Source organism: Streptomyces sp. NPDC056144 (assembly GCF_042264145.1).
Taxonomy (GTDB): Bacteria; Actinomycetota; Actinomycetes; order Streptomycetales; family Streptomycetaceae; genus Streptomyces.
The window spans coordinates 118,036-141,891 of the sequence record NZ_JBHJVF010000001.1 but is presented as its reverse complement, the minus strand read 5'-3'; the positions used below and the strand labels follow the sequence as shown (position 1 = coordinate 141,891).

The following is a 23,856-nucleotide window of genomic DNA, read 5'->3' as shown; positions in this document are numbered from 1 at the left end:
ACGGGCGGGCAGATGAGGGAAGCGTACGACCAGTGGTACCAGGCGCTGTCCGAAGAGTTCTTCAGTGCCGACCGCGCTCTGCAGGACACCGTCTTATACGTGGACGATGAGACTGTGCAGGACCTCGCACAGCGGTTCAGCATCGAGACTTCCTTGCCTGAAGCCGTTTCCGCTTCCTTGGGCTGGGTCCGTGACGGGACACCACTGCTGACACAAATCGTGCAGCGATGCCAGATCTGGTCGGAGCAGGGTCGGGACGGGGCGCCGCCAAGTCTCCCAGTGCTGGCCGCCTCCGTCCTTGCCGCCACAAGAATGGCCAGTTCCGACGGCATGCGGCGCACGAACTACCGCGGGCGCTGGTACCAGTTGTTCGGTGTTCCTCAGCAAGGCCACGAGGCCTACCGGCTCGACAGGGCTCTGGACGATGTCGCCGCGATGTGGCAGGAACTCGACTCCTGGCTCGATGAGACGGGGGGACTCTACGGAGCAAGCACCGTCAGCACGGGCGAGTATTACTGGCGCATCGGCTATCCCGTCTCCCAAGCTCTCGTTCGCAGATCCGACCGGCACGCGATGACACGGTTCTTCGCCGCAACCCGGCTCCAACCAGGCAATGCGGCCCGTGTCCCAGGCCGGGAACTCCTCCGCCGCCTAGTCGCCTGGACTGCTGGACACCACCGCGGCTTCTCCGACCGATTCACCGACGAGGTCCGGTTCGCTTCCTCGCCCACCGCGTCCGAACAGGACAGGGCATTGATCGTGCCGATCCTGGACAGGCTTGCCGCCAGCTGGGACGGCACTCTCCACGAACCCACGGGGAACCGCACACGCCGGGCGCTCGGTCTGCGCCTGGCCGTCACCAACCGCGAACGACGCCTGGAATGGCTCGCGGACACCGCCGAGGGTATCGACGAGACCGTCGTCCAGATCTCGGGCGGGCGCTCCTTCACTCTGCGGGCCGATTACGGCGGCGTGTACTCAGGGCTGGAAACGCTGGAGCCGTCTGAGCCGCAACTCCGTTCAGGAGTACGGCTCGAAGGCGAGAGCCTGGTGATCGAGTGGGCCCCTCAGGACGTGATCCTCCTTCGGATCCACCCCGATCTGGGCGAATGGGTGAGTACCGACTGCTTTGTCCCGGGTAGCCAGCACATGATCCTGGCTTCCACCGGCACGGCGGCACAGGTTCGCACCATGCTCAGGTCCCTTGGCGCTCACACACCTCGGGAGAGTCCCGCTCCGGTCCCCGGCTGGGTTCTCTTCAAAGGCGTCCGTGCGTCCAATGGGGCCCAGTTCACCCAGACACTGGAGTCCGGAAGCGCGCACACCCACGTCCTTCGGCCGGAGGTGCGCCACAGCACCAAGCTCGTCGGCGGGCTGCGTATCGCCAAGGAGTACCGGGCGAGCGGGGCGGTCGCGGGGCACTTCCTGCGCGGCGGCGAACCGGACCTCCTGTTGCCGTCACCGGAGACACCCGACGGAACGATTGACGTCGTTCTCGACGGCCAGACCTCCAGCCTCAAGCCTGACCCCCGCTTCCCGTTCCCTCTTCACTTGCTCACCCTTCCTGAGGGAGAGCACCGTATCGGCACGGCGTCCACGAGCCAGGTATTCACCGTTCACGACGGATTCCATGAGGGACTTCCGGACGGCACGGGCAGCCTCGGCTACGCCTGCGACAGTACTGCTGCTCTGCAGGCCACTGCCGCGGGGAGCGAAGGCGCATGGATCAAGGGCGCTTCCGCTCCGGGAGGCGGAACGTCCGCTTCTCGCACTGTGACCGTCCGGAACACCGTCCTGGAGGCATGCTTCCTCGACGCCCGCGGCGGCGTTGTCCGGGTGCGGAAACGGGAAGCGCCAGACTGGATGAAGAACCGGGTCCCGGATGCCGCTGCGCAGCTGGCCTTCGCCAGCGAGGTACCTGATGAGGCGGTGTGGTTCGTTTACCACACTCCACAGCGCTGGTGGGTCAGGGCCGTACACACCAGTGACCCGTTGCCCGATCCCGAGCCTTCCTGGGAGGACTTCGGCTGGGCGTACGCCGTGCTCAGCGCAGATTCCGGCGGAAGGTGCGAGATAACAGGCTGGCATTTGTACGTGGAGGCGGCCCAAGCCATCGTCAACCGCCGCGACGGGAGTGCGGGATGAACAAGCCAGGCGACCTGTTGCTGCGATGGCTCAGCGAGGAGGGGGCTGGTGAGCTCTCCGAGGCGAAACAGGGGCTGTGGTGGTTCGGCGCCAAGTTCTGCCCGGACATCACCCCCGGCTCACCCGGCCGTTGGCTGCGCGATGCGGTCTCCCTCGCCTACCTTGACGTCGACTGGCACGACCGCCGGTGGTCAGCTGCACCGCCCGTCGTCACCCCGCTGCCCGCAGGCCGGGGGCTGGCGGTGCTCACGGGCAGCCGCACCGCGGCCTTCGACCAGCGTCTCGACGAACTGGTCAAGGACGAACTGATTACGCTGTTCCGCGTGTCGGCAGACCGGCCGGGGCACGACATCCCGCTACCTGTTTCGCTCCTCCTGCAGTTCAGCGAAGACAACGAGTTGAGCGCGGCTGCCGAGGACCTGGGCGCGCTGCATGCTCCGTGCTTCGCCCGCCAAGGGGCGGCGCTTCTAGGAGACGGTGTCTTGGGAGAACAGACCTCGGCCCCAGAGTTCGGCGCGCCTCTGGAGCGGTATGACTTCGGACACGGCAGATACCTCCCGGCCCAGCGGCCCCAGAGCGACGGCCTGTACCGGTTGAAGCAACGTGACAGCAAGCGCGTATGCCAGGTGCTGCAGGACGGTGCGTGGTTTCGGACATCCCATGAACACGGTGTGTACGCCGTGCTCGCCTCTCAGGGAACCGATGATGATCCCATCACCTGGCGCCCCGGGAAAGGGAACGGCGGCAGCCGCAGCGGGACGCTATTCGTGGACTGGGGCTATCCACTCCCTGACCTCCACCGCAGAGTCGCCACCATGTGCTCGGGCCTCGCGCCCCGCATCAACGTCAACGCGCGCAACCTTGCGTACGACAACGTCCCTGAAGACATCGCAGCCAAGATCGCCCAATCGCTCGGACAGTCCTTGGGAGACATGCAGTGAGCCGCGCCGCAGAACAGCAGCCGCAGACCGAAACAGCCCAGGGGCTGGACATCATCGGAACGTTCGAGCACCTCAAGGAAGCGCTCTTCCGTTACTACAACACTCCGTTCGGCCTCGCTGACAAGCAGCTTGAGGCAGAGAGGCAGCGGCTCTTCGACCGCGACAGCGGTGCATGGCGTCGTCCGCTGCTCGAAGTGCGGCCCAAGTACGTCTTGGCGGGCATGGGGATCCGCGAATCCGTACGTGCGGCCGGCGCGCACCCAGGACTCGCTGAACTCGCCAGGATCGGCCTGCTCAAGGACGTCCCGTCTCTGTACGAGCACCAGCACCTCGCCCTCACGGCGGCGGTCAGGGACCAGCGGAACGTCGTGGTGACGGCCGGGACGGGTTCGGGTAAGACCGAGTCGTTCCTCCTGCCCATCCTGGCCGACCTCGTGCAGGAATCGGAAGCTTGGACCCCAGCCTCCGCACCAGTCAACCGGTGGTGGTCCTCGCCCACAGGCACTTTCCAGGCCCAGCGGGCAGGTGAGTCAGGCAGGCACGCCGCGGTGCGCGCCATGGTCCTGTACCCCATGAACGCGCTGGTCGACGACCAGATGATGCGGCTGCGCAAGGCACTGGACAGCGACGCGGCGCGGGGATGGCTCGCCGTGAACCGGCCGGGCCACCGGTTCTACTTCGGCCGCTACACCGGGGCGACGCCCGTGCCGGGTGACGTCGGCTCCCGGACGGGGACCAACGCGCTCCGCGACGTGTTCACTGCAACCGAGCAGCGGTCCCGACAGGCTCAGGAGCAAGAAGGCGACGCCAGGTTCTTCATCCCCAGGCTCGACGGAGCGGAGATGAGGTCACGCTGGGACATGCTGCAGGCGCCACCGGACATCCTGATCACGAACTACAGCATGCTGAATGTCATGCTGATGCGCCCCCGTGAGGCGGCCATCTTCGACAAGACGCGTCGCTGGCTTGAGGACGTTCCCGAGGCCCGATTCACACTGGTCGTCGACGAGCTCCACATGTACCGCGGCACGGCAGGCACGGAGGTGGCGTACTTGCTCCGGAACCTCCGGCACCGCCTGGGGCTCGACGGCAGACCTGATAAATTCCGCATCATCGCCGCGTCAGCCTCGCTTGAGGCACCCCGCGACCTGCCCTTCCTCGAAGAGTTCTTCGGGGTGGAGCGAGACAGTTTCGAGGTACTGGGGGGCCGACTGGATCTTCCTGCCTCATCATCCAGCGACATCTCCGCCCACGCGCCGGCGTTCGCCGACTTCGCCACCGCGCCTGCGGCTCAGGAGGCCGACGAGCTCCTCACACGTTCTGATGCGGGCACCGCGCTTACCAACGCTCTCAGGGATGGCGAACGACTCATCACGGACTTCGACAGTGCCGTTGCCGCCAGGCTCTTCCCTGATGCCAGCGATGAGGAGCAGCGGTCAGCTGCCCTGGCCGGCGTGCTCGCCGCCCTCCGGCAGACATCTCTTCCTGACGTACCCCGGCTCCGCGGCCATCTGTTCTTCCGTAACATCCCCGGGGTCTGGGCCTGCTCGGACCCGCAGTGCCCGGAAAGCACGGGCGGGGAGAGGACTGTGGGCAAGCTCTACCCCCGTCCCACGCCTCGCTGCGACTGCGGGTCGCGCGTACTGGAACTGCTCTACTGCCAGAACTGCGGCGACGTGCTCCTTGGGGGGTTCGCTCCCGAGTCGGCGTTCAGGAATCAGGGCGGCCATTTCGAAGCATCCCTCCTTGCGGACCTTCCTGACCTCGACTCCCTGCCGGACGCCGTCTCTCTCAGTGCCACTGCTGCGAACTACATCGTGTACTGGCCCCGTACACGGCGCCCGTCCCTCGACCGCTTTGACTGGGACTCCTCGTCCACTCAGGGAGGCTCGATGAGCGCGGGATTCGAATTCAAGAAGAGCCTCTACGACCCTCGCACCGGCACGATCCGCAATCACCGCAATCACACCGGCTGGTCGTTTCACACCAGCGTTTCGGAATCCAAACGAGGCACGGCCCGTCTCAGGCCCGAGGACCTTCCGGCCGCTCCCACCCGCTGCCCGGGGTGCGGGGACAATTGGGAGCTCCGCCGTGCGGGACGCGAGTACCTCAGTCTCACCGACCCACGTCGGCTCCGTACACCTGTCAGATCCATGCGCACCGGTTTCGAGAAGGTCAACCAGGTGCTGACCACCGGAATCCTCTCTCAGCCAGCGGCACACCGTCAGGCAGTCGTCTTCTCCGACAGCCGTCAGGATGCGGCCAAGCTCGCGTCCGGGCTTGGTCTGCGCCACTACCAGGACCTTCTGCGTCTGCTGCTGGCCCATGAGGTCACCGAGCAGGGCGACCCCGCCGCCGACCTCGCTGCCGTCCGCGGGTACTACCGCAAAGACATCAACCCACCGGTTGCAGCGGAAGCCGCCGCCGCCGCGCAGAAGCGGCTCAAGGCCAAGGACCCCGGGACGTACGAGTCGTGGAAGAAGCTGCAGGCCCCCAGGCCATCCGACGATCTCGATGCCCTCGAAGAGCATGACGCCTCACCTGAAGACGAGGCCGAGCTGCACGCCCTCCTGAGCCGGATCCCCAGCCTGGACAGCCATGCGGCCTCGGTCGCCGAACGGCTCACTGACCTTGGGGTCAACCCTGGCGGTCCCCATGCCTCGCTCCAGGAGACCGCCTACGCGAAGGGCTCCGCGCCCGCTTCCTGGTCGTCTCTCTACCGCTGGCCGGACGACTCACGGGGCAAGGTCCGGGAAGAGACAGCGAGCATGCTGAGCAGCCAGCAGCAGACCCTCCGGGAGGAGATCTGGGAGTCCCTCAGAAGGGAACTTCTCATGGGGCTCTTCGGCAGCGCCGGAAGGGACTTCGAATCGCTGGGTCTCGGCTGGCTCACGCTGGCCGGGGACCATACCCCCCTCGACGCCGCTCGCACATCGGATACGGCACTCGTACGCGGCAGCTTGCGGGTGCTCGGGCACCTGCGCCGGTTCGCCGGACTTCGTACCGCTGCCGACAACCCACCCCGCCCCCTGCGTGACTACTGGCTGAAGGTCGCCGAATCTTCAGGGTCTACGGAGGAGGACGTACAGGCTCGGACCGAACGAGCCTGGGGGAAGGCCGTGGTCAAGTACGTCATCCAGCCCGAGCATGTGGCCCTCCGCCACGGTGAGGAGCTGGTGTGGACGTGTACCCAGTGCCATCGTCGCCACATGCACCCCGGGACCGGCGTCTGCACGAAGTGCCGCGGGCCGCTGCCGACGCATCCCACCGCCTTCAGTGCACCAGATGACGACTACTACTCCTGGATGGCTTCGACGGGAGCCGGCAGGTTCCGTCTGAACACGGCTGAGCTCACCGGCCAGACCGATCGGATCGAAGCCCAGAGCCGTCAGGCCCGATTCCAGGGAGTCCTCCTGGACGATACGGAGCACGCCCTCCCTGACACTCTCGACGTGCTGTCGGTGACCACCACCATGGAAGCCGGCGTCGACATCGGCCCTCTCTCCGTCGTTCTGATGGCCAACATGCCGCCGACCCGGTTCAACTACCAGCAGCGGGTCGGCCGCGCGGGCCGACGCGGCTCCCCTGTCGCTCTGGCACTCACGGTCTGCCGAGGCAGAAGCCACGACGAGCACTACTTCCAGGATCCCCAGCGCATCACCAGCGCGCCCACACCGGCCCCCTATCTCTCCACCGAGATGGAAGACATCTACCGGCGCGTTTTCAACGCCGAAGTCCTTCGTCGCGCCGCTGAGAACGCCCTCCGGGCGCTGCCTGACGACTCCGGACTCGACCCCACCCGCAACGTCCACGGCCAGTTCGGACTGTCCAGGGACTGGCCTGCCCTGCGCCCTGCGGTGGAGGCCTGGATCGCCGCCGAGAGCGAACAGATCCACGGCATCGCCGAGTCCCTGGCCGCGTTCACCCGTGCCACCGGGGCAGCGAAGGACGCCCTTAGCTGGGCCGCCCACGGACTCGTACCCCGCGTCACCGCTGTAGCCGAGTCTCCTCGGGGCCACCAGGACCTCAGCCAGCGTCTGGCCGAGGCTGGGGTCCTTCCCATGTTCGGGTTCCCGACCTCCGCCCGGTACCTCTACACCCGCAAGCCCACGGACTCCTCTCCATGGCCTCCGGCTGGATCCGTCGACCGGTCCCTCGATATCGCCATCTCCCAGTTCGCCCCGAGCGCGGAGACGGTAAAGGACGGGAGAGTGCATACCGCGGTGGGCATCGGCGCCTACGAGCCGACTGGGCGGTTTCCACGGCCTGTCGCCAACCCCCTGGGCGACGCCCAGCACATCGGCATGTGCCGCGCCTGCGGCCACCTCGATGAGGAAGTGAAGCCGGCGGCCCCCGGAAACACAGAGACGACCGGGACCGATGACCGGCCGGGTCCTCCCTGTCCTGCCTGCGGCGCGTCCGACGGGATGTACCGCGAGCTGCCTCTGCATCAGCCTGCCGGGTTCATCACCGGCGGAAGGAAGCGGGACTTCGACGGGAACTTCGCCTGGCGTGCCAGGTCTCTGTCTCCCCGCACCGCCGCTGATCTGGAAAAGGGCGCTCCGCTCCGCCACGCCGAGGCCGGCCTGGTCGTGCATGCGGGCAAGGGGCGCCGCTATTCCGTGAACGACAACAGCGGGCGCCTCTTCCACTTCCTCCCGATCAAGGCGACCGATATGTGGTCCGGCGGCCTCGTCGACGCTGAGACGGCCGCCGCCCATGCCCCGTGGCTCGCACCGGCCGAAGGGGCGGACAGCAAAGCCATCAGCACAGCCATCGGTGCCGTCCAGCACACCGACCTGTTCCTTCTTGGCCCCGCGGACGCCGAACTGCCCGGCCGCGGGCTACGCCTGAACCTGGCATCCGTGCCGCAGGCCACTGGCTTCCCCGACGATCGATCCGGCCGCCGCGCCGCCTGGTATTCGCTCGCCGCCCTTCTCCGGAGTGCCGCGGGCGACCTCCTGCAGGTCCAGCCTCAGGAGATTGCGGCCGGAATCCACGGCGCCGGGTCCGCCGTCAGCCGCTCACGGACCTTCGCCTTTCTCTCGGACACCCTCGACAACGGAGCCGGCTACTGCACGCATCTGGCCGAGCCCGAGGTCTTCCCGGAACTCCTGTCCTCTGCACGGCGCATGCTGGAGCGGTTCCGCTCAGGCAACCACGGACAGGAGTGCCGCGGTTCCTGCTACGAGTGCCTTCGCGACTACACCAACATGGCGTACCACTCTCTCCTCGACTGGCGCTTGGCCGGCGACCTTCTGACCGTTCTTTCCGACTCATCCGGCCGAAGCGAGGTACGCCCCCGGAACGCCTCCAAGCTCCTGGCCGCCTGGGCGAGCGACTTCCCGGAAAGCGATGCCGAGTTCGTACCCGACCTCGGGAATACCGGTCCTGCCATCCTCTTCGAGGAACGGTTGTGGGTCGCTGCCAAGAGTCCCTTCGAGATCGCCGACGGCACGACGGAGCCGAAACGGATCACCCAGATCCGGCATGCGGCGGCCACGAGCGGCCGCAGTGCGCAAGCCGTCGTCTTTCTCGACGACTTCATCCTCGACAAGGCTCCGGGACGGGTCACCGCGCTGCTGTCAGGATTCGACGTGGGCTGACCACAGCGGGCGCAGGTGACGCTCGCGCCAGAAGGAGGAAACATGGATGCGGCCGTACGTCTCAGCTCTCTGTCTGCTGCCCGCCGCAGCGGCAGCGAACCTATCCGAGCAGGAGGGAGAACAATCGGCAGCGTCAGCGACTTCTGGAGCTGGGCCTGCTCGGACCTGACCAGCAACACCATGCGGGGAGTGCTGGCCGAGTATCTCGTGGCCAGTGCGCTGGGTGCCGCTCTCGGCATCCGTACCGAGTGGGACACCGTCGACGTCCGCACCCCGGAAGGATGGCGGGTTGAGGTCAAGTCGTCGGCGTACCTCCAGTCCTGGGCTCAGCAGAAGCTCTCAGACATCGAGTTCTCCATCGCGCCGTCCTCCGGCTGGGACACCCAGACGGGGGCAGCGCTGCCTGAAGCCATGCGCCGCTCCGACGTATACGTCTTCTGCGTACTGCATCATCAGGAAAAGCAGACCCTTGACCCGCTGAACCTCGATCAATGGACGTTCTTCGCCCTGCCGACCCGGGTGCTCGATACCCACGTCCCGCTCCAGAAACGCATCAGGCTGTCGAGTCTCAGAAAGCTCGCACCGGTGGAGACCGACTTCGCCGGTCTTGCCGACGCTGTCGCCGCCTGTGCCAAGGAAGGACAGTAGCCTCAGAGAACTACGCTCCCTCCTACACAGGGACCTTCTCAAGCCAGCGCTTCACTGCTTCCGGCGTCGTGTAACCGCGGGAGCGGAGCACCTCGACGATGTCCTTGCCACAGACGAACACCACGGGGTGCCGGTCTGACCGCACCTCCTGGTAGACCTGGCGATGAAAGTGCGAGGTCGTGACGAATACACCGAACTGGCGGTCGCGGATGCGGGAGATCAGACGTGCTACGTCCTTGACCCCCACGGCGTTATCAGGGGCGTAGCACTTCGCCTCCAGGGCGAACTCGACAGCGACCCGGTCTGCCGCGGGACCGAGCAGGTACTCACCTACCGCGTCCCGTCCACCGTCGCGGCTCGGCTGGGTCAGTTCGGCCTTCCCCGTCGCAGGCGCCAGCATGCGCCACAACTCCAAGGCACAGGCTTCGAAAGCCGTGGGACGGCCGTCATAGAAGTCCTTGATCGTCTTCAGGATGGCTTTGCCGTCCGTGTCCGGCTCCTGGTCCTTCGGCGTGCGGATAATCGTCGTCGCCGGCGCAGCCAGAACCCTGTAGTGCCGGGCCTCCACCCAGTCGGTCCAGGCCTTCGGGGCATGGATCCCCGTCGTCTGCCCCGCGAGCACCTCGTCGATCCACGCCCTGGTGACAGCGGCAGTGTCGAGGACGGTGAACACCGACCGATAGTTCTGGAAGCGCTCCTTGCCCGTACTGCGCCAGATGGCGACCAGATCCTCATCAGCGGAGACGCCGTCACCGCCGGGTGCCAGAAGTCCACGGAACTGCACCGTGCGGCCACGGTCCCCATACTTCTCGAACAGCAGGACCGGTGGAATCGCGGCCCGGTCCTGCGGACTCCCGTGAGCAGCCGCGAAGCATTCCCTGAGGAAGAGGTTGCCGTTCCGGCTGCTCTCGTGGAGGGGATGACCAGGGGTCCGGTTGTCTCCAAAGTAAATGAACCGACCGGTCCGTATGTCCAGCTCGTCGGGCCAGTCCGGATTGCGGCCCGTCGTGTACAGGACAACCAGCTTCACCGTCCCCGCCTTCGGCGAACCTGCAAACCGGAACCCGCCCTGATTGCCCACGGGAACGATCTTCCCGATGGGCTCGTCGGACATGTTCCCTGCCGCCCCACCGGCGTACACAGCATCCACGACAAGATCGCAGCGATCGAGCTCACCGAACGGAATCGCAGCAAGGGAACTGGTGTTCATGGCGGCCACCCTAGGCGGCTGATCCACGCGCCCTTCACCTGCCCCAGGCCAGCAGAGCACCACGACAGAGTCTCCTGGGAGCTGCCGGGCATACGAGTGAGGGCCGCAACCCTCAGGTCACGGCCCTCACTCGTATTATCAAGCTTCACTACATGGTGTCCGAGGGGGGACTTGAACCCCCACGCCCGATAAAGGGCACTAGCACCTCAAGCTAGCGCGTCTGCCATTCCGCCACCCGGACTAGGTGATTGTCGTTCCGGGGTTTCCCCCGCGGCGACAGAGATAACTCTACCAGGGGTTTGAGCTGCCCTTCACCATCGTTTTCCGTGGTCAGGCCCCCGGGCCCCGGTGAGCCGCGGGGAGCTCGACGCCCCCCGACGCCGGCTCCGTGGGGCAACTCTGGCGGTGTCCGGCATGTCCGGGCCAGTCCTCGGGGGGAGTCCGTCAGGTCGGGGCCCTCGGGGCGGGGCCGTCAGCGGACCTCGACGAGGCGGGCCGAGACGACGACGTTGCCCTCGTAGCCGCGGGCGCGGGTGAAGGTTCCGCCGCAGGTGATGAGGCGGAGTTCGGGGCGGCCGGAGGCGGCGTAGAGGCGGTCGGCGGGGAAGTCGTCCTTCGGGACGACCTCGACGCCATACACGGAGAAGACGGCGGTGCGGCCGTCGCGGCGGTCGATCTCCACGCGGTGGCCAACGGCCAGGGAGCCGAGGTCGTAGAAGACGGCGCGGCCCGTCGGGGTGTCCACGTGGCCGACGACCACCGCCGTGCCCTGTTCGCCGGGGGTGACCGCGCCGGTGAACCAGCCCGCCAGCTCCTCGTCCTCCGGCGGCGGGGCCTCGATCCAGCCCTCCCGGTCCAGGCCGACCGCCGTCAGGGGGGCGTCGATGCGGACAGCGGGGGCTCGGACGCGGGTGGGTGGGGACGTGGTGAGGGAGGGAGCTTTCGGGGTCGGGGTGGGAGGAGTGGAGGTGGGAGGTGTCGAGGGTGTGGGGGTCGCGCCCGGGGCTGCCGCTGCTTTGGGTTGGGGCGGGCCCTTCGCGGTCAGGTCCTCCGCTCCTCCGCGTGTCAGGTGGATGCCTATCAGGAGCACCACCGCCACCAGGCCCCACGCTCCGCGCTGCCCCTCCACCCCTGGCCCTTCCCCGTTCGCCGTCCGCTCTTCCCCGCCCGGTGCCCCTCCGTCCCGGACCTCGTCACACCGGGGCGGAGGGGCCGTTTCAGGGGCCGTCGGCGGCTCGGCGGCGGGTGAGGACGACGGCGGCACCGAGGGCTCCCGCGATGAGGAGGACGCCGGTGACCAGCTGGGTGACGCCCAGGCCCTCGTCGGCGGCGGCCGCCTGGGAGCCGTAACCGGCCTGCACGCCCTTGTGGGCGCCCTGCTTGGCGGGAGAGGGAGCGGGAGGCGGAGACGGCGGGGCGGCGATCGTGAGGATCGTCGTGCCGCGCTCGCCCTTGCAGTCGAAGGTGATCTCGTGGCGGGCGCCCGCCACGGCGTCGACGTCGACGGTCGCGGTGCCCGAGCGGCCCTCGACGAGCGTGACCGACTCGAAGACGCCGGAGGAGACCGTCACGGACGGCACCGCGCAGCCGTCGGAGGTGAGGGTGACGGTGCCGCCGGGGACGACGGTGACGGGGGTGACCGCGAAGCCGAAGGACGTGTCGTTCCCCTGGTGCCCGTCCGCGAGCGCCGAGGGCGCGACGGCGAGCCCCAGGGCCGCGGCCGAGAGCAGGGCTGCGGAAGCGGCTCGTATCGCGCGCATGGCGGACCTCCGGATCACGCGAGGGTGCGGAGGCGGAGCGATTCCGCGCCCTGTGCTGGACGACCCTCACCGCGATCGAAGCTAGGTCCGCCCCCGGCAGCCCGCCACCGGGCTCCGCCGAACGGGGCACGGGCGGTGCGCGACCCCCGTTCGGCGGTCCCCCCGGGAGGGGCTTACGGGACCCGGACGACCTGGCCCGCGTACGACAGGTTGCCGCCGAAGCCGAAGAGGAGGACCGGGGCGCCCGAGGGCAGTTCGCCGCGCTCCACGAGCTTGGCCAGGGCCAGCGGGATCGAGGCCGCGGAGGTGTTGCCGGAGTCGACGACGTCCCGGGCGACGATCGCGTTGACCGCGCCGATCTTCGCGGCCAGCGGCTCGATGATCCGCAGGTTCGCCTGGTGCAGGACGACGCCCGCGAGCTCCTCGGGGGCGATGCCGGAACGCTCGCAGGCCTTGCGGGCGAGTGCCGGGAGCTGCTGGGTGGCCCAGCGGTAGACGGACTGGCCCTCCTGGGCGAAGACCGGCGGGGTGCCCTCGATGCGGACGGCGTGGCCCATCTCGGGGACCGAGCCCCACAGGACCGGGCCGATGCCGGGGACGTCCCCGTCCTCCGCCTCGTCGACGGCCTCGACGATCGCCGCGCCCGCCCCGTCGCCGACGAGCACGCAGGTGGTGCGGTCGGTCCAGTCGCAGACGTCGGTCATCTTGTCGGCGCCGATCACCAGGACCCGGCGGGCTCCCCCGGCGCGTACCGCGTGGTCGGCGGTGGCGAGGGCGTGCGTGAAGCCCGCGCAGACCACGTTGAGGTCCATCGTCGCGGGCGACGAGGTCATGCCGAGGCGGGCGGCGACGCGGGCGGCCGTGTTCGGCGAGCGGTCGATCGCGGTGGAGGTGGCGACGAGGACGAGGTCGATGTCGTCCGGCGTGAGCCCGGCGGCGGCCAGGGCCTTGCCCGCGGCGTGCGCGGCGAGCTCGTCGACGGGCTCGTCGGGGCCCGCGACGTGCCGGGTGCGGATCCCGACCCGGCTGGTGATCCACGCGTCGTCGGTGTCGACCAGCGTCGCGAGGTCGTGGTTGGTGAGCACCTTGGCGGGCTGGTAGTGCCCGAGCGCTGCAATGCGAGTGCCCGTCATACCGGGACCCCCTCGGTGGTTCGTACATCCGGCAGGACCCCCCAGTCTTGCCAGCGACTGATGGGTAACCCCTGACGTAAACCGCCAACATTCCCCCGTATCGCTTGGCCGACCGTGACAAGGGCCCAGGTGGCGGACGGGGTGCGGGCGCTTCGCGGGAGGTGGCGGAGAATGGCCGGTGAAAGGGTCGGTTCCGCCGCGGTTTCGCGGCCGCACGGCCTCCAGGCGAGAGAAGCGGGTGCCACCACGATGGGACGGGTCACCGAACGACGGCGAGTCATACGGATCCGCGGTGGCGCGGTGAACTCCCGGCCCGACACCCTCGTCGCCGAGGAGCCGATGGAGATCCGGCTGAACGGGAAGCCGATCGCCGTCACCATGCGCACGCCCGGCGACGACTTCGCGCTCGCCGTGGGTTTCCTGGTCAGCGAGGGCGTCCTCGCCGCCGCCTCCGACGTGCGGAACATCGTGTACTGCGCCGGGGCCACGGACGACGGCCGGAACACGTACAACGTGGTCGACGTGCAGCTCGCGCCCGGGGTGGCCGTCCCGGACATCACCCTGGAGCGGAACGTCTACACGACCTCCTCGTGCGGGCTGTGCGGCAAGGCCAGCCTGGACGCGGTGCGCACCACGGCCCGTTTCCCGATCGCCGACACTCCCCCCGTACGCGTCACGCCCGCGCTCCTGTCCGCGCTGCCCGACCGGCTGCGGGCCGCGCAGAAGGTCTTCGAGTCGACCGGCGGGCTGCACGCGGCGGCGCTCTTCTCGGAGGACGGCGAGCTCCTCGACGTACGGGAGGACGTGGGCCGGCACAACGCCGTGGACAAGATCGTCGGGCGGGCGCTGACGGAGGGGCGGCTGCCGCTGGAGCGTGCGGTGCTGCTCGTCTCGGGGCGGGCCTCGTTCGAGCTGGCGCAGAAGGCCGTGATGGCCGGGATCCCGGTGCTCGCGGCCGTCTCCGCGCCGTCCTCGCTCGCCGTGGACCTGGCCGCCGAGACGGGGCTGACGCTGGTCGGCTTCCTGCGCGGGGACGACATGAACGTGTACGCGGGCGAGCACCGGATCGATACGGGAAGCCCGGCCTAGGGCCTAGTTCTTCGGCGGGTCGATCATCTGGAGGGTGAGGGTCGCCGGGGGTTCGGCGATGCCGGGGCCGCCCGCCTCCGTCCACGCGAGGATGTCGTCGAGGCAGTCCTGGTCCAGGGTGAAGCCGATCCAGGCCGCCCGGCCGCCGCGCCGCCGGCCCTCGGTGGAGGGCTGGACGACGACGATGTTGGCCTGGGCGCAGGGGCCGAGGCAGTCGCTCGTACGGACGGCGAGGCGGCCTCCGGAGGCCGCGGCGGCGGCGCGGAGGCGGGCGAGCTGGCCGGCGTGGTCGGTGCCGGGGTTCTTGCGGGGGTCGCCGCAGCAGCAGCCCCGGCAGACGACCAGGGAGCAGGGGCGGGCCCCGTACCGTATCGGGACGCGGGTCACTCGGGGCCGTCCAGGGTGATCGCGGAGACGGCGGCGACCGTGCCGAGGCGGGGGAAGTCGAGGTCGACGGAGGCCCGGTGCTCCTCGGCGGTGAGGGCGCTCATGGCGTCCTCGGCGAAGACGAGGTCGTAGCCGAGGTCGGCGGCAGCGCGGGCGGTGGACTCGACGCCGAGATTGGTGGCGATGCCGCCGATGACGAGGGTCGTGGCGCCGCGGGCGGAGAGCAGGTCGTGGAGTCCGGTGCCCTGGAAGCCGCCGATCGTGCGCTTGACGACGACCGCGTCCCGCTCGTCGACGAGGTCGGGGACGAGCCCGCTGCCGGGCGGCTGGGCGGCGACGTTCGGCCGCTCGACCCGGATGTGGACGACGGGCGCCCCGGCGGCGCGGAAGGTGTCGGCGAGCCGGGCGGAGGCCGCGAGGACGTCGGTGCCGGGCCGGGGGGCGAGGGGCAGCGCGACGATGCGTTCCATCAGGTCGACGAGGACGAGCGCGGTGCGGCCGGGATCGAGTGAGGGCATGGGAGCACCGTAGCGGTCCCGATGATCTTCACTGCGCGGGCGGGGGTGAGATCCGGCCTACGGCGGCGGGTACGGGGGCGGGCGCCGGGACCTCCGCCGGCTCCGGGTCCCGCGACCTGCGCTTCGCGATGACCGCGCAGACCATCAGCTGCATCTGGTGGAACAGCATCAGCGGGAGGACGGCGAGCGAGGCGTGCGCGCCGAAGAGGACGCTGGCCATCGGCAGCCCCGCCGCCAGGCTCTTCTTCGAGCCCGCGAACTGGATGGCGATCCGGTCGGCCCGGTCGAAGCCGAGCCGCTTCGACCCGTACCAGGTCACCGCCAGCATCACGGCGAGCAGCACCGCCTCGACGGCCAGGAGCAGGCCGAGGCGGGCCGGGGTCACGAGGTGCCAGATGCCGGCCACCATGCCCTGGCTGAAGGCGGTGTAGACGACGAGGAGGATCGAGCCTCGGTCGACGTACCCGAGGACCTTCTTGTGGCGGACGAGGAATCCTCCGACCCACCGGCGCAGGAGCTGTCCGGCCAGGAACGGCGCGAGCAGCTGGAGCACGATCTTGACCAGGGAGTCGGCGGAGAAACCGCCCGCCGCGCCGCCGAGGAGGAGGGCCGCGAGGAGCGGGGTGAGGACGATGCCGGCGAGGGAGGAGAAGGAGCCCGCGCAGATCGCCGCGGGGACGTTTCCGCGCGCGATCGAGGTGAAGGCGATCGAGGACTGGATGGTGGAGGGCACCAGGCAGAGGAAGAGGAGTCCGCTGTAGAGCTGCGTGGTGAGCACCGTCGGCACCAGGCCTCGCGCGGCGAGACCGAGCAGCGGGAAGAGGAGGAAGGTGCAGGCGAGGACGGTGAGGTGGAGCCGCCAGCGGCGGAGGCCGTCGAGCGCCTCGCGGGTGGAGAGCCGGGCCCCGTAGAGGAAGAAGAGGAACGCCACCGCCGCGGTCGACGCGCCCTCCGCGACCGTCGCGGCAGTGCCGGACGCGGGGAGGAGCGCGGCGAGGCCGACCGTGCCCAGGAGGGCGAGGACGTACGCGTCGACGGGGAGCCGCGCCAGGAGGCGGGCGGCGGTGCGACGGGGTGCGGGGAGGGTCATGGCCTTCAGCTCTGTCGTGTACGGGTGCCCTCCCATCCTGGTCCGGCGGATGGTGATCGGGAATCCCGTACAGCGCTCTGACTGTCATCGTGATTCGTGATGACAGGGCTCCGGGGGTCTCCTAGGGTCGTGCTCGTGTACGAACCCGCGCAGCTGCGCACCTTTCTCGCCGTGGCCCAGACGCTGAGTTTCACGCAGGCCGCGCGGCGGCTCGGGGTGCGGCAGTCGACGGTCAGCCAGCACGTCCGGCGCCTGGAGGAGGCGACCGGGCGGCCGCTCTTCTCGCGGGACACGCACAGCGTGGAGCTGACCGAGGACGGCGAGGCCATGCTCGGCTTCGCGCGGGCGATCCTCCAGGCCCACGAGCGGGCGGCGGCCTACTTCGGCGGGACGCGGCTGCGCGGGCGGCTGCGGTTCGGGGCGTCGGAGGACTTCGTGACGACCCGGCTGCCGGAGATCCTGGAGTCCTTCCGGCGCGAGCACCCGGAGGTCGACCTGGAGCTGACGGTCGAGCTGTCGGGGACGCTCCAGGCGCGGCTCGCGGCGGGGCGGCTCGATCTGATCCTGGCGAAGCGGCGCGGCGAGGACGGCGGGGGGCGGCTCGTCTGGCAGGACTCGCTCGTGTGGATCGGGGCGCCGGGGCTGCGCGTCGACCCGGATCGGCCGGTGCCGCTGATCCTGTTCCCGCCGCCGGGCATTACGCGCGCGCGTGCCCTGGAGGCGCTCCAGGCGGAGGGCAGGGCGTGGCGGATCGCGTGTACGAGTTCCAGCCTGAGCGCGAACGTGGCGGCGGCGCGGGCGGGGCTCGGGGTGATGGCGCACACGAGGAGCCTGGTGCCGCCGGGCCTCGTCCCGGTGCCCGGGCGGGCCGGGCTGCCGGATCTCGGCGAGGTCGACTTCGTCCTGCTCCGGGGCCGGCGGGGTGGCGCGGCGCAGGCCGCGGCGGACGCGCTCGCGGAGGCGATCCTCGCGGGCGGCGACCGGCTGCACCGGCCGCGCTGAGGGGCCGGCCGGGGCGGGCGCTACCCCCTCCCCGTACCCCCCGCGGACCGGCCACTCCGCCCGCGGACCGTCCTCCCGTGGGCAGGCGGTACAGATTCCGTGGAGATTCGCGTCCCGCGGACCCTCCGGGCGTTCGACACCAGGTGCGCCGTCGGGACGCTTCCCCCTGTTCACCTGGCCTGACCTGTGCGAACGTCGGATGTCCCGGCTTGGTGAAGGACCTCCCGCCGGGAAGGTCCGTGGGGTACCGTCACCCGCGCCGAACGGAGCGCGCCAGCGGTCCCTTTTCAGCCATCGAGCGGGCAGGCCCGGCACCCCCGAGGGAGGAGCAGGCAGTGCGCGAGTTCACCGTGCCGCCGGTCGCGGCGGCGCCTCAGGTCGGCGGTCTGGCGGACGCCGTGTTCGAGCACGCCCTCGCGGATCCCGAGCGGGTGGCTTTCGGCCGCAAGGGGCACGACGGCGTCTGGCGGGACGTGACGGCTGCGCGATTCCGGGACGAGGTCCTGGGGCTCGCGAAGGGGCTGATCGCGCAGGGCGTGCGGTTCGGGGACCGGGTCGCGATCATGTCCCGTACCCGGTACGAGTGGACGCTCTTCGACTACGCGCTGTGGACGCTGGGCGCCCAGCCCGTCCCGGTCTACCCGACCTCCTCGGCCGAGCAGGTCTTCTGGATGCTGCACGACGCCGAGGTCACCGCGTGCCTGGTGGAGCACGAGGACCACGCGATGACGATCGGTTCGGTGATCGACCGGCTCCCCCGGCTCCAGCGCCTCTGGCAGCTGGACTCGGGGGCGGGCGCGGTGGCCGAGCTGACGGAGGCCGGAGAGGGGATCGACGAGGAGGTCGTGCAGCGGCACCGGCGGGCGGTGACGCCCGAGTCCGTCGCGACCGTCATCTACACCTCGGGCACGACCGGCCGCCCGAAGGGCTGTGTGATCACCCACGCCAACCTCATGTTCGAGGCGGACACGCTGATCGCCCGCTGGGAGCCGGTCTTCCGGTCCCGCCCGGGCGACCAGGCCTCGACGCTGCTCTTCCTGCCGCTCGCGCACGTCTTCGGGCGGATGGTGGAGGTCGCGGCGGTGCGGGGCGGGGTGAAGCTGGGGCACCAGCCGGTGATGGCGGCGGCCGAGCTCCTGCCCGATCTGGCGTCCTTCCGGCCGAGCTTCGTGCTGGCCGTCCCGTACGTCTTCGAGAAGGTCTTCCACGCGGCCCGGCGCAAGGCGGAGGCGGCGGGGCGGGCGGCCGCCTTCGACAAGGCCGTCGAGGTGGCGGTCGCCTACGCGGAGGCGCTGGAGCAGAAGGCCTTCGGGGCGGGTCCCGGGCCGTCCGCCGGGCTGCGGGTGCAGCACCAGTTCTTCGAGAAGACCGTGTACACGAAGCTGCGCGCGGCCCTGGGCGGGCGGATGCGGCACGCGATGTCGGGCGGTTCGGCGATGGCCCGCCGCCAGGGGCTGTTCTTCGCGGGTGCCGGGATCACGGTCTTCGAGGGGTACGGCCTGACGGAGTCCTCGGCGGCCGCGACGGCGAACCCGCCGGAGCGGACCAAGTACGGGACGGTCGGGCAGCCGGTGCCGGGCACGACCGTGCACATCGCGGAGGACGGCGAGGTGTGGCTGCACGGCGCGCAGGTCTTCTCCGGGTACCTGGGCGATCCCGAGGCGACGGCCGCCGTCCTCAACGACGGCTGGCTGGCCACCGGCGACCTCGGCGCGCTCGACGCGGACGGCTATCTGACGCTCACCGGGCGGAAGAAGGAGATCCTGGTGACCTCGGGCGGCAAGAGCGTCGCCCCGGCCCGTCTGGAGGAGCGGGTGCGGTCGCACCCGCTGATCGCCCAGTGCATCGTCGTCGGCAACGACCGGCCGTACGTCGCCGCCCTCGTGACCATCGACCAGGAGGCGGTGGAGCACTGGCTGACGATGCAGGGGCGGCCGCACCTCTCGCCGGCGGAGCTCGTCCGCGACCCCGCGCTGGAAGCGGAGATACGCCGGGGGGTCGTCGCGGCGAACACGGTGGTCTCGCAGGCGGAGTCCATCCGGACCTTCCGGATCCTGGCGCACCCCTTCAGCGAGGAGCACGGGCTGCTCACGCCGTCACTGAAGCTGAAGCGGAAGGCGATCGAGCGGGCGTACGCGACGGAGGTCGAGGCCCTGTACCAGTGACACGAGACACCATGCCCCGGGGTCACGGTTCCTGACGGACCATCAAGTGATGGTGCGTCAGTTATTGACGGTTCGTCAGGCCGGTCACAGAATGCGGTTCACCCGACGGAGGGACGACCGACCGTGTCACGACCGATCCGCACCCTCGCCGCCGCAGCGGCGGCCCTGCTCCTCGCCACAGCCTGCAACTCCGCCTCCACCGGCGGAACTTCGGAGAAGCCCGGCGCCACCGGAACCGCCGGAGGAGGCGCCGTACGCGGAGTCACCGCCGACGCCGTCAAGGTCGGCGGCATCGTCTCCATGACCACGGCGAGCGGCTACTCGAAGAAGGACACCGACCTCGGCGCCAAGGCGCGCTACGACCGGGCCAACGCCGAGGGCGGGATCAACGGCCGGAGGATCGAGTACCTCGGCGCCGAGGACGACGGCCAGGACCCCGCGCGGAACATGGCCGCGGCCCGCAAACTCGTCCAGCAGGACAAGGTCTTCGCCGTCTCCCCCATGAGCTCGGTCACCTTCGCCGGGGCCGACTTCCTCAACGGCCAGAAGGTGCCCACCGTCGGCTGGGGCACGCTCCCCTCCTTCTGCGGATCGCCCTACCTCTACGGCTTCAACGGCTGCCTCGTCCCGATGCCCGGCGGCACCCTCAACCAGACCTGGCCCGAGGGCCTCGCCACCGTCCTCGGCGGCGCGAAGGGCAAGTCGGTCGCGCTGATCGCGGGCGACAGCGACGCCGGGAAGTTCGGCATCCGCACCTTCACCCAGGGCTTCAAGGCCGCCGGCTTCCAGCTCGCGTACGCCAAGGCCTCGGTCCCCGCGACCTCGATGCCGAGCGACTGGTCGGCGTACACCAAGGAGATCCTCCGCTCGGGCCCCGGCGGCGCCGCGCCCGACGTCGTCGTGTCCGTGATGCAGACCCCGTACAACATCGGGCTGTTCACCGCCCTCAAGCGCTCCGGCTACCGGGGCATCCTGACCGACCCGACCGACTACGACCCCGGCCTCCTCGCCAAGGACGCGACCCGGCAGGCGCTCGACGGCGTGCACGTGCTGCTCCAGTTCCAGCCGTTCGAGGCGGACACCCCCGCGATGGCGCAGTTCAAGGCGGACATCAGGAAGGCGGCGGGCAAGGACGTCCCGCTCAACATGCACATGATGACCGGCTACATGTCGGCCGACCTGTTCCTCTCCATCGCGGCGAAGGCGGGCAAGGACCTCACCCCCGAGTCCTTCCAGAAGGCCGCCGGCGGCTTCTCCGACACCGGCACCCTCGTCGGCGACCGCGCCGAGCCCAAGGGCCAGAAGGAGAGCTTCGGCTGCGGCGCGCTCGTCCGCCTGAAGAACGGCCGCTACGAGGTGGCGGTGCCGTTCAAGTGCTACCCCGCGATCCCCTTCGGCTAGGGGCTACACACCGTGGGTGACCTGCTGGGATTCGTCCTGAGCGGCCTGGTCTCGGGCGCGCTGTACGCGCTGCTCGCGACCGGGCTCGTGCTCTCCTACTCCGCCTCCGGGCTCTTCAACTTCGCGCACGGGGCCACCGCCTACCTCTGCGCGCTCGCCTTCCACGAACTCCACTCCGGCTTCGGCTGGCCCGCCGTGCCCACGGCGCTGCTGCTCGTGCTCGTCGTCGCGCCCGGCCTCGGCTGGTGCCTCGACCGGCTCATGTTCCGCAAGCTGGCCAAGGTCGGCGAGACGGCCCAGATCGTGGCCACGATCGGCCTGCTCGTCGCCCTCCCGGCCGCCGGGCTGTGGGCCGTCGAGCTCCTGCAACGGGCGGGGGCACCGGTCGTGCCGGCCGAGAACCAGTTCGGGCTGCCCGGCGTCGGCCCGAGCCCGGCCGTCGCCTGGCAGCCCCTCGACGGCGTCGGAATCGACTCCGACCAGCTGATCACCTGGATCGCGACCGCCGTCGTCGCGGCCGGGCTGTGGGTGCTCATGCGGCACACCCGGCTCGGGCTCCGGCTCCGGGCCGCCGTCGACAACCGCTCGCTGACGGAGCTCCGGGGCATCAGCGCCGACCGGCTGTCCTCCGTCGCCTGGATGCTGTCCTCGGGCCTCGCCGGGCTCGCCGGCGTGCTCGCGACCCCGCTCCTCGGCCTCTCCGCCCACGACTTCACCCTGTTCCTCTTCGTCTCCGCGACGGCGGCCGTCCTCGGGCGCTTCCTCTCCGTGCCGCTCGCCTTCGCGGGCGGGCTCGGGCTCGGGGTGCTCCAGAACCTGGTGGCCGGGTACGCCTCCTTCGCCGAGGACATCACCGGCTTCCGCACCGCCGTGCCGTTCCTCATCCTCTTCGGCGGACTCGTCTTCCTCGCCCAGCGGCGGCGCGCGGCCGGCACGGCCGCCGCCGACCCGCCGCCCGTCGACTACCTCGCGGGGAAGACCTGGGGGCGCCGGTGGGGCGGATGGCTGGTGGCGGGCGTGCTCCTCGCGGCCGCCTTCTACACCGTCACCACGCCGTTCTGGTCCGGGATCCTCGCGCAGGGCCTCGCGATCGGTCTCGTCTTCATGTCGTTCACCGTCGTCACGGGCCTCGGCGCGATGGTCTCCCTCGCCCAGGCCACGTTCGTGACGGGAGCGGCGCTCGTCGCGGGGCTGCTCATGAGCCACGGATGGCCGTTCGTGGCCGCGGCCGCCGTCGGCACGGCCGCGGCGGCACTGCTCGGCGCGGTCGTCGCGCTGCCCGCGCTGCGGCTCGGCGGCCGGTCCCTCGCGCTCGCCACCCTCGCCCTCGCGTTCCTGGCGGACCAGGTCCTCTTCCAGGTGAACTGGCTGCGCAACGGGGACATCGGCTGGGAGATCCCCCGCCCGGTCCTCGGCCCGATCGACCTCGGCGACGACCGGGCGATGGGCCTCGCCCTCGTCCTGCTCTCCGCGGCGGTCGTCGCGCTCCTGACCCGGCTGCGCGGCTCCCGCTGGGGCCGGGCCGTGCTCGCGGTCCGCTCCGCGCCGGAGGCGGCGGCCGCCTCGGGCGTCTCGGTCGTCGGCACGAAGCTCCTCGTCTTCACGGTGTCGGCGGGCCTCGCCGGTTTCGGGGGCGTCCTCTACGCCTCGTACAACACCCGGATCACGGCGACGGACTTCACCGCGATGACGGGCCTGGTGTGGCTGGCGGTCGTGGTCGCGGCGGGCGTGCGGCGGCCGCAGTTCGCGATGGTGGCGGGGCTCGCCTTCGCGGTGGTGCCGCACCTGATGACGACGTACGTGACGGAGTCGGCCCATCTGCCGGTGATCCTCTTCGGCCTGGCGGGGCTCGCGCTCGCCAACGACCCGGACGGGTACTGCGCGGCGTGGCCGGCGCGGAGGGCGGCGCGGGCGGCGCGGGCGGAGGCGGAGGCGGTGGCGGAGCCCGTACCCGTACCGGAACAGAGAACGGGGCCCGTACCCGTACCGTCCCCGGGGCCAGGGCCAGGGCCGGACGACGAGCGCACGCCCGCGCTCTCCCTGCGGGGCGTGCGCGCCGGTTACGGCGGCGCGCCCGTCCTGCACGGGGTCGACCTGGAGGTCAGGAGCGGCGAGACGCTCGTCCTGCTCGGTCCCAACGGGGCCGGGAAGTCCACCCTCTGCCGGGTGGCGGCCGGGCTGCTCCGGCCGGCCGCCGGGGACGTGCGCGTCCTCGGCAGGGACGCCACCCGGGACGACACCGTCCTGCGCTCCCGGCGCGGGGTGCGGCTCGCGCCCGAGGGGCGGGGGATCTTCGCCGGGCTCTCCATCGACGAGAACCTCGCCCTCCAGCTGCCCGCCTCCGAGGACCGCGACGCCGTGTACGCGCGCTTCCCCGCGCTCGCCGCCCGGCGTTCCGTCGCCGCGGGTTCGCTCTCCGGCGGCGAGCAGCAGCTGCTGGCGCTCGCCCCGCTGCTCCAGCGCCCGCCGGCGCTCCTCGTCGCCGACGAGCCCTCCCTCGGGCTCGCGCCCCGGGTCGTGGACGAGGTCTTCGGCCTGCTCACCGAGTTGAGGGCGAGCGGTACGGCGCTGCTGCTCGTCGAGGAGAAGGCCGCCGAGGTGCTCGGCATCGCCGACACGGTCGCCTATCTCGCGCAGGGCGGGATCGCCTGGTCGGGGACGCCGTCCGAGGTGGACACGGAGCGGCTCGCGGAGGCCTACCTCGGGACGGGAGCACGCCGATGAGCGGGAGAAACGAGGGACGCGAGGGAAGCGAGGGAAG

Annotated in this window: 16 protein-coding genes and 1 tRNA gene; 9 read left to right on the top strand and 8 right to left on the bottom strand. The window is 70.4% G+C overall.

Annotation, left to right across the window (positions count from 1 at the left end; genetic code table 11):
• Nucleotides 1-12: 12 nt before the first annotated feature.
• From ACFC0Z_RS00590 to ACFC0Z_RS00575, 4 genes are read left to right on the top strand one after another with little or no spacing between them, the layout of a single operon-like run.
• Nucleotides 13-2,145, top strand: coding sequence for a hypothetical protein (locus tag ACFC0Z_RS00590; RefSeq protein ID WP_376431225.1), 2,133 nt, complete (start codon nucleotides 13-15; stop codon nucleotides 2,143-2,145).
• Entirely contained in the window at nucleotides 2,142-3,086 is a 945-nt protein-coding gene (locus ACFC0Z_RS00585; RefSeq protein WP_376431223.1) for a hypothetical protein, read from the top strand. The genes ACFC0Z_RS00590 and ACFC0Z_RS00585 overlap by 4 nt, the downstream gene beginning before the upstream one ends.
• Nucleotides 3,083-8,692, top strand: a complete 5,610-nt coding sequence (locus tag ACFC0Z_RS00580; RefSeq protein ID WP_376431221.1) for a DEAD/DEAH box helicase — start codon at nucleotides 3,083-3,085, stop codon at nucleotides 8,690-8,692. Before ACFC0Z_RS00585 ends, ACFC0Z_RS00580 begins: the two co-directional genes overlap by 4 nt.
• 42 nt (nucleotides 8,693-8,734) lie before the next feature.
• A complete protein-coding gene (locus ACFC0Z_RS00575) occupies nucleotides 8,735-9,340 on the top strand; it encodes a hypothetical protein (RefSeq protein WP_376431220.1) in 606 nt (201 codons plus the stop codon).
• A gap of 22 nt (nucleotides 9,341-9,362) precedes the next feature.
• On the opposite strand, the gene ACFC0Z_RS00570 is transcribed toward ACFC0Z_RS00575, so the two are convergent.
• From ACFC0Z_RS00570 to ACFC0Z_RS00550, 5 genes are all read right to left on the bottom strand, one after another.
• A complete protein-coding gene (locus ACFC0Z_RS00570) occupies nucleotides 9,363-10,550 on the bottom strand; it encodes a restriction endonuclease (protein ID WP_376431218.1) in 1,188 nt (395 codons plus the stop codon).
• A gap of 153 nt (nucleotides 10,551-10,703) precedes the next feature.
• Nucleotides 10,704-10,791 (bottom strand) — tRNA-Leu (locus ACFC0Z_RS00565).
• Nucleotides 10,792-11,022: 231 nt separating this feature from the next.
• Nucleotides 11,023-11,679 carry a class F sortase gene (locus tag ACFC0Z_RS00560; protein ID WP_376431216.1) on the bottom strand — a complete coding sequence of 219 codons (657 nt, stop codon included), beginning with the start codon at nucleotides 11,677-11,679 and terminating at the stop codon, nucleotides 11,023-11,025.
• A gap of 88 nt (nucleotides 11,680-11,767) precedes the next feature.
• The gene (locus ACFC0Z_RS00555) at nucleotides 11,768-12,310 is read right to left on the bottom strand and encodes a hypothetical protein (protein ID WP_376431214.1); all 543 of its coding nucleotides are present in this window, start codon (nucleotides 12,308-12,310) and stop codon (nucleotides 11,768-11,770) included.
• A 173-nt stretch (nucleotides 12,311-12,483) separates the two neighbouring features.
• On the bottom strand, nucleotides 12,484-13,443 hold the full coding sequence (locus tag ACFC0Z_RS00550) for a beta-ketoacyl-ACP synthase III (protein ID WP_376431212.1): 960 nt from the start codon (nucleotides 13,441-13,443) through the stop codon (nucleotides 12,484-12,486).
• Nucleotides 13,444-13,692: 249 nt separating this feature from the next.
• Here ACFC0Z_RS00550 and fdhD point away from each other — a divergent pair, with 249 nt between their 5' ends.
• Nucleotides 13,693-14,532: a formate dehydrogenase accessory sulfurtransferase FdhD gene (gene fdhD / locus ACFC0Z_RS00545; protein WP_376431210.1), complete on the top strand. Its 840-nt coding sequence runs from the start codon at nucleotides 13,693-13,695 to the stop codon at nucleotides 14,530-14,532.
• Nucleotides 14,533-14,535: 3 nt separating this feature from the next.
• On the opposite strand, the gene ACFC0Z_RS00540 is transcribed toward fdhD, so the two are convergent.
• The 3 genes from ACFC0Z_RS00540 to ACFC0Z_RS00530 are packed head-to-tail and all read right to left on the bottom strand — an operon-like array spanning nucleotide 14,536 to nucleotide 16,527.
• Complete coding sequence (locus tag ACFC0Z_RS00540; RefSeq protein ID WP_376431208.1) at nucleotides 14,536-14,919, bottom strand: (2Fe-2S) ferredoxin domain-containing protein; 384 nt, start codon at nucleotides 14,917-14,919, stop codon at nucleotides 14,536-14,538.
• Nucleotides 14,916-15,437 carry an isochorismatase family protein gene (locus ACFC0Z_RS00535; protein WP_376431206.1) on the bottom strand — a complete coding sequence of 174 codons (522 nt, stop codon included), beginning with the start codon at nucleotides 15,435-15,437 and terminating at the stop codon, nucleotides 14,916-14,918. The genes ACFC0Z_RS00540 and ACFC0Z_RS00535 overlap by 4 nt, the downstream gene beginning before the upstream one ends.
• Nucleotides 15,438-15,465: 28 nt before the next feature.
• On the bottom strand, nucleotides 15,466-16,527 hold the full coding sequence (locus ACFC0Z_RS00530) for a bile acid:sodium symporter family protein (protein ID WP_376431204.1): 1,062 nt from the start codon (nucleotides 16,525-16,527) through the stop codon (nucleotides 15,466-15,468).
• Nucleotides 16,528-16,662: 135 nt separating this feature from the next.
• Between ACFC0Z_RS00530 and ACFC0Z_RS00525 the strand changes: the two genes are divergently transcribed.
• The 4 genes from ACFC0Z_RS00525 (at nucleotide 16,663) to ACFC0Z_RS00510 (ending at nucleotide 23,819) form a co-directional block, all read left to right on the top strand.
• Entirely contained in the window at nucleotides 16,663-17,529 is an 867-nt protein-coding gene (locus ACFC0Z_RS00525) for a LysR substrate-binding domain-containing protein (RefSeq protein WP_376431202.1), read from the top strand.
• 335 nt (nucleotides 17,530-17,864) lie between these two features.
• Nucleotides 17,865-19,694, top strand: a complete 1,830-nt coding sequence (locus ACFC0Z_RS00520) for an AMP-dependent synthetase/ligase (protein WP_376431200.1) — start codon at nucleotides 17,865-17,867, stop codon at nucleotides 19,692-19,694.
• A 123-nt stretch (nucleotides 19,695-19,817) separates the two neighbouring features.
• Nucleotides 19,818-21,095, top strand: a complete 1,278-nt coding sequence (locus ACFC0Z_RS00515; protein WP_376431198.1) for an ABC transporter substrate-binding protein — start codon at nucleotides 19,818-19,820, stop codon at nucleotides 21,093-21,095.
• A gap of 12 nt (nucleotides 21,096-21,107) precedes the next feature.
• Nucleotides 21,108-23,819, top strand: a complete 2,712-nt coding sequence (locus ACFC0Z_RS00510) for an ATP-binding cassette domain-containing protein (protein WP_376431196.1) — start codon at nucleotides 21,108-21,110, stop codon at nucleotides 23,817-23,819.
• Nucleotides 23,820-23,856 lie beyond the last annotated feature (37 nt).

Bases quoted from the DNA above. Each gene is read 5' to 3' on its own strand.
- ACFC0Z_RS00555 (WP_376431214.1), bottom strand. From the start codon at position 12,310: ATGCGCGCGATACGAGCCGCTTCCGCAGCCCTGCTCTCGGCCGCGGCC.
- fdhD (WP_376431210.1), top strand. From the start codon at position 13,693: ATGGGACGGGTCACCGAACGACGGCGAGTCATACGGATCCGCGGTGGC.
- ACFC0Z_RS00590 (WP_376431225.1), top strand. From the start codon at position 13: ATGAGGGAAGCGTACGACCAGTGGTACCAGGCGCTGTCCGAAGAGTTC.
- ACFC0Z_RS00570 (WP_376431218.1), bottom strand. From the start codon at position 10,550: ATGAACACCAGTTCCCTTGCTGCGATTCCGTTCGGTGAGCTCGATCGC.
- ACFC0Z_RS00550 (WP_376431212.1), bottom strand. From the start codon at position 13,443: ATGACGGGCACTCGCATTGCAGCGCTCGGGCACTACCAGCCCGCCAAG.
- ACFC0Z_RS00535 (WP_376431206.1), bottom strand. From the start codon at position 15,437: ATGCCCTCACTCGATCCCGGCCGCACCGCGCTCGTCCTCGTCGACCTG.
- ACFC0Z_RS00530 (WP_376431204.1), bottom strand. From the start codon at position 16,527: ATGACCCTCCCCGCACCCCGTCGCACCGCCGCCCGCCTCCTGGCGCGG.
- ACFC0Z_RS00575 (WP_376431220.1), top strand. From the start codon at position 8,735: ATGGATGCGGCCGTACGTCTCAGCTCTCTGTCTGCTGCCCGCCGCAGC.
- ACFC0Z_RS00585 (WP_376431223.1), top strand. From the start codon at position 2,142: ATGAACAAGCCAGGCGACCTGTTGCTGCGATGGCTCAGCGAGGAGGGG.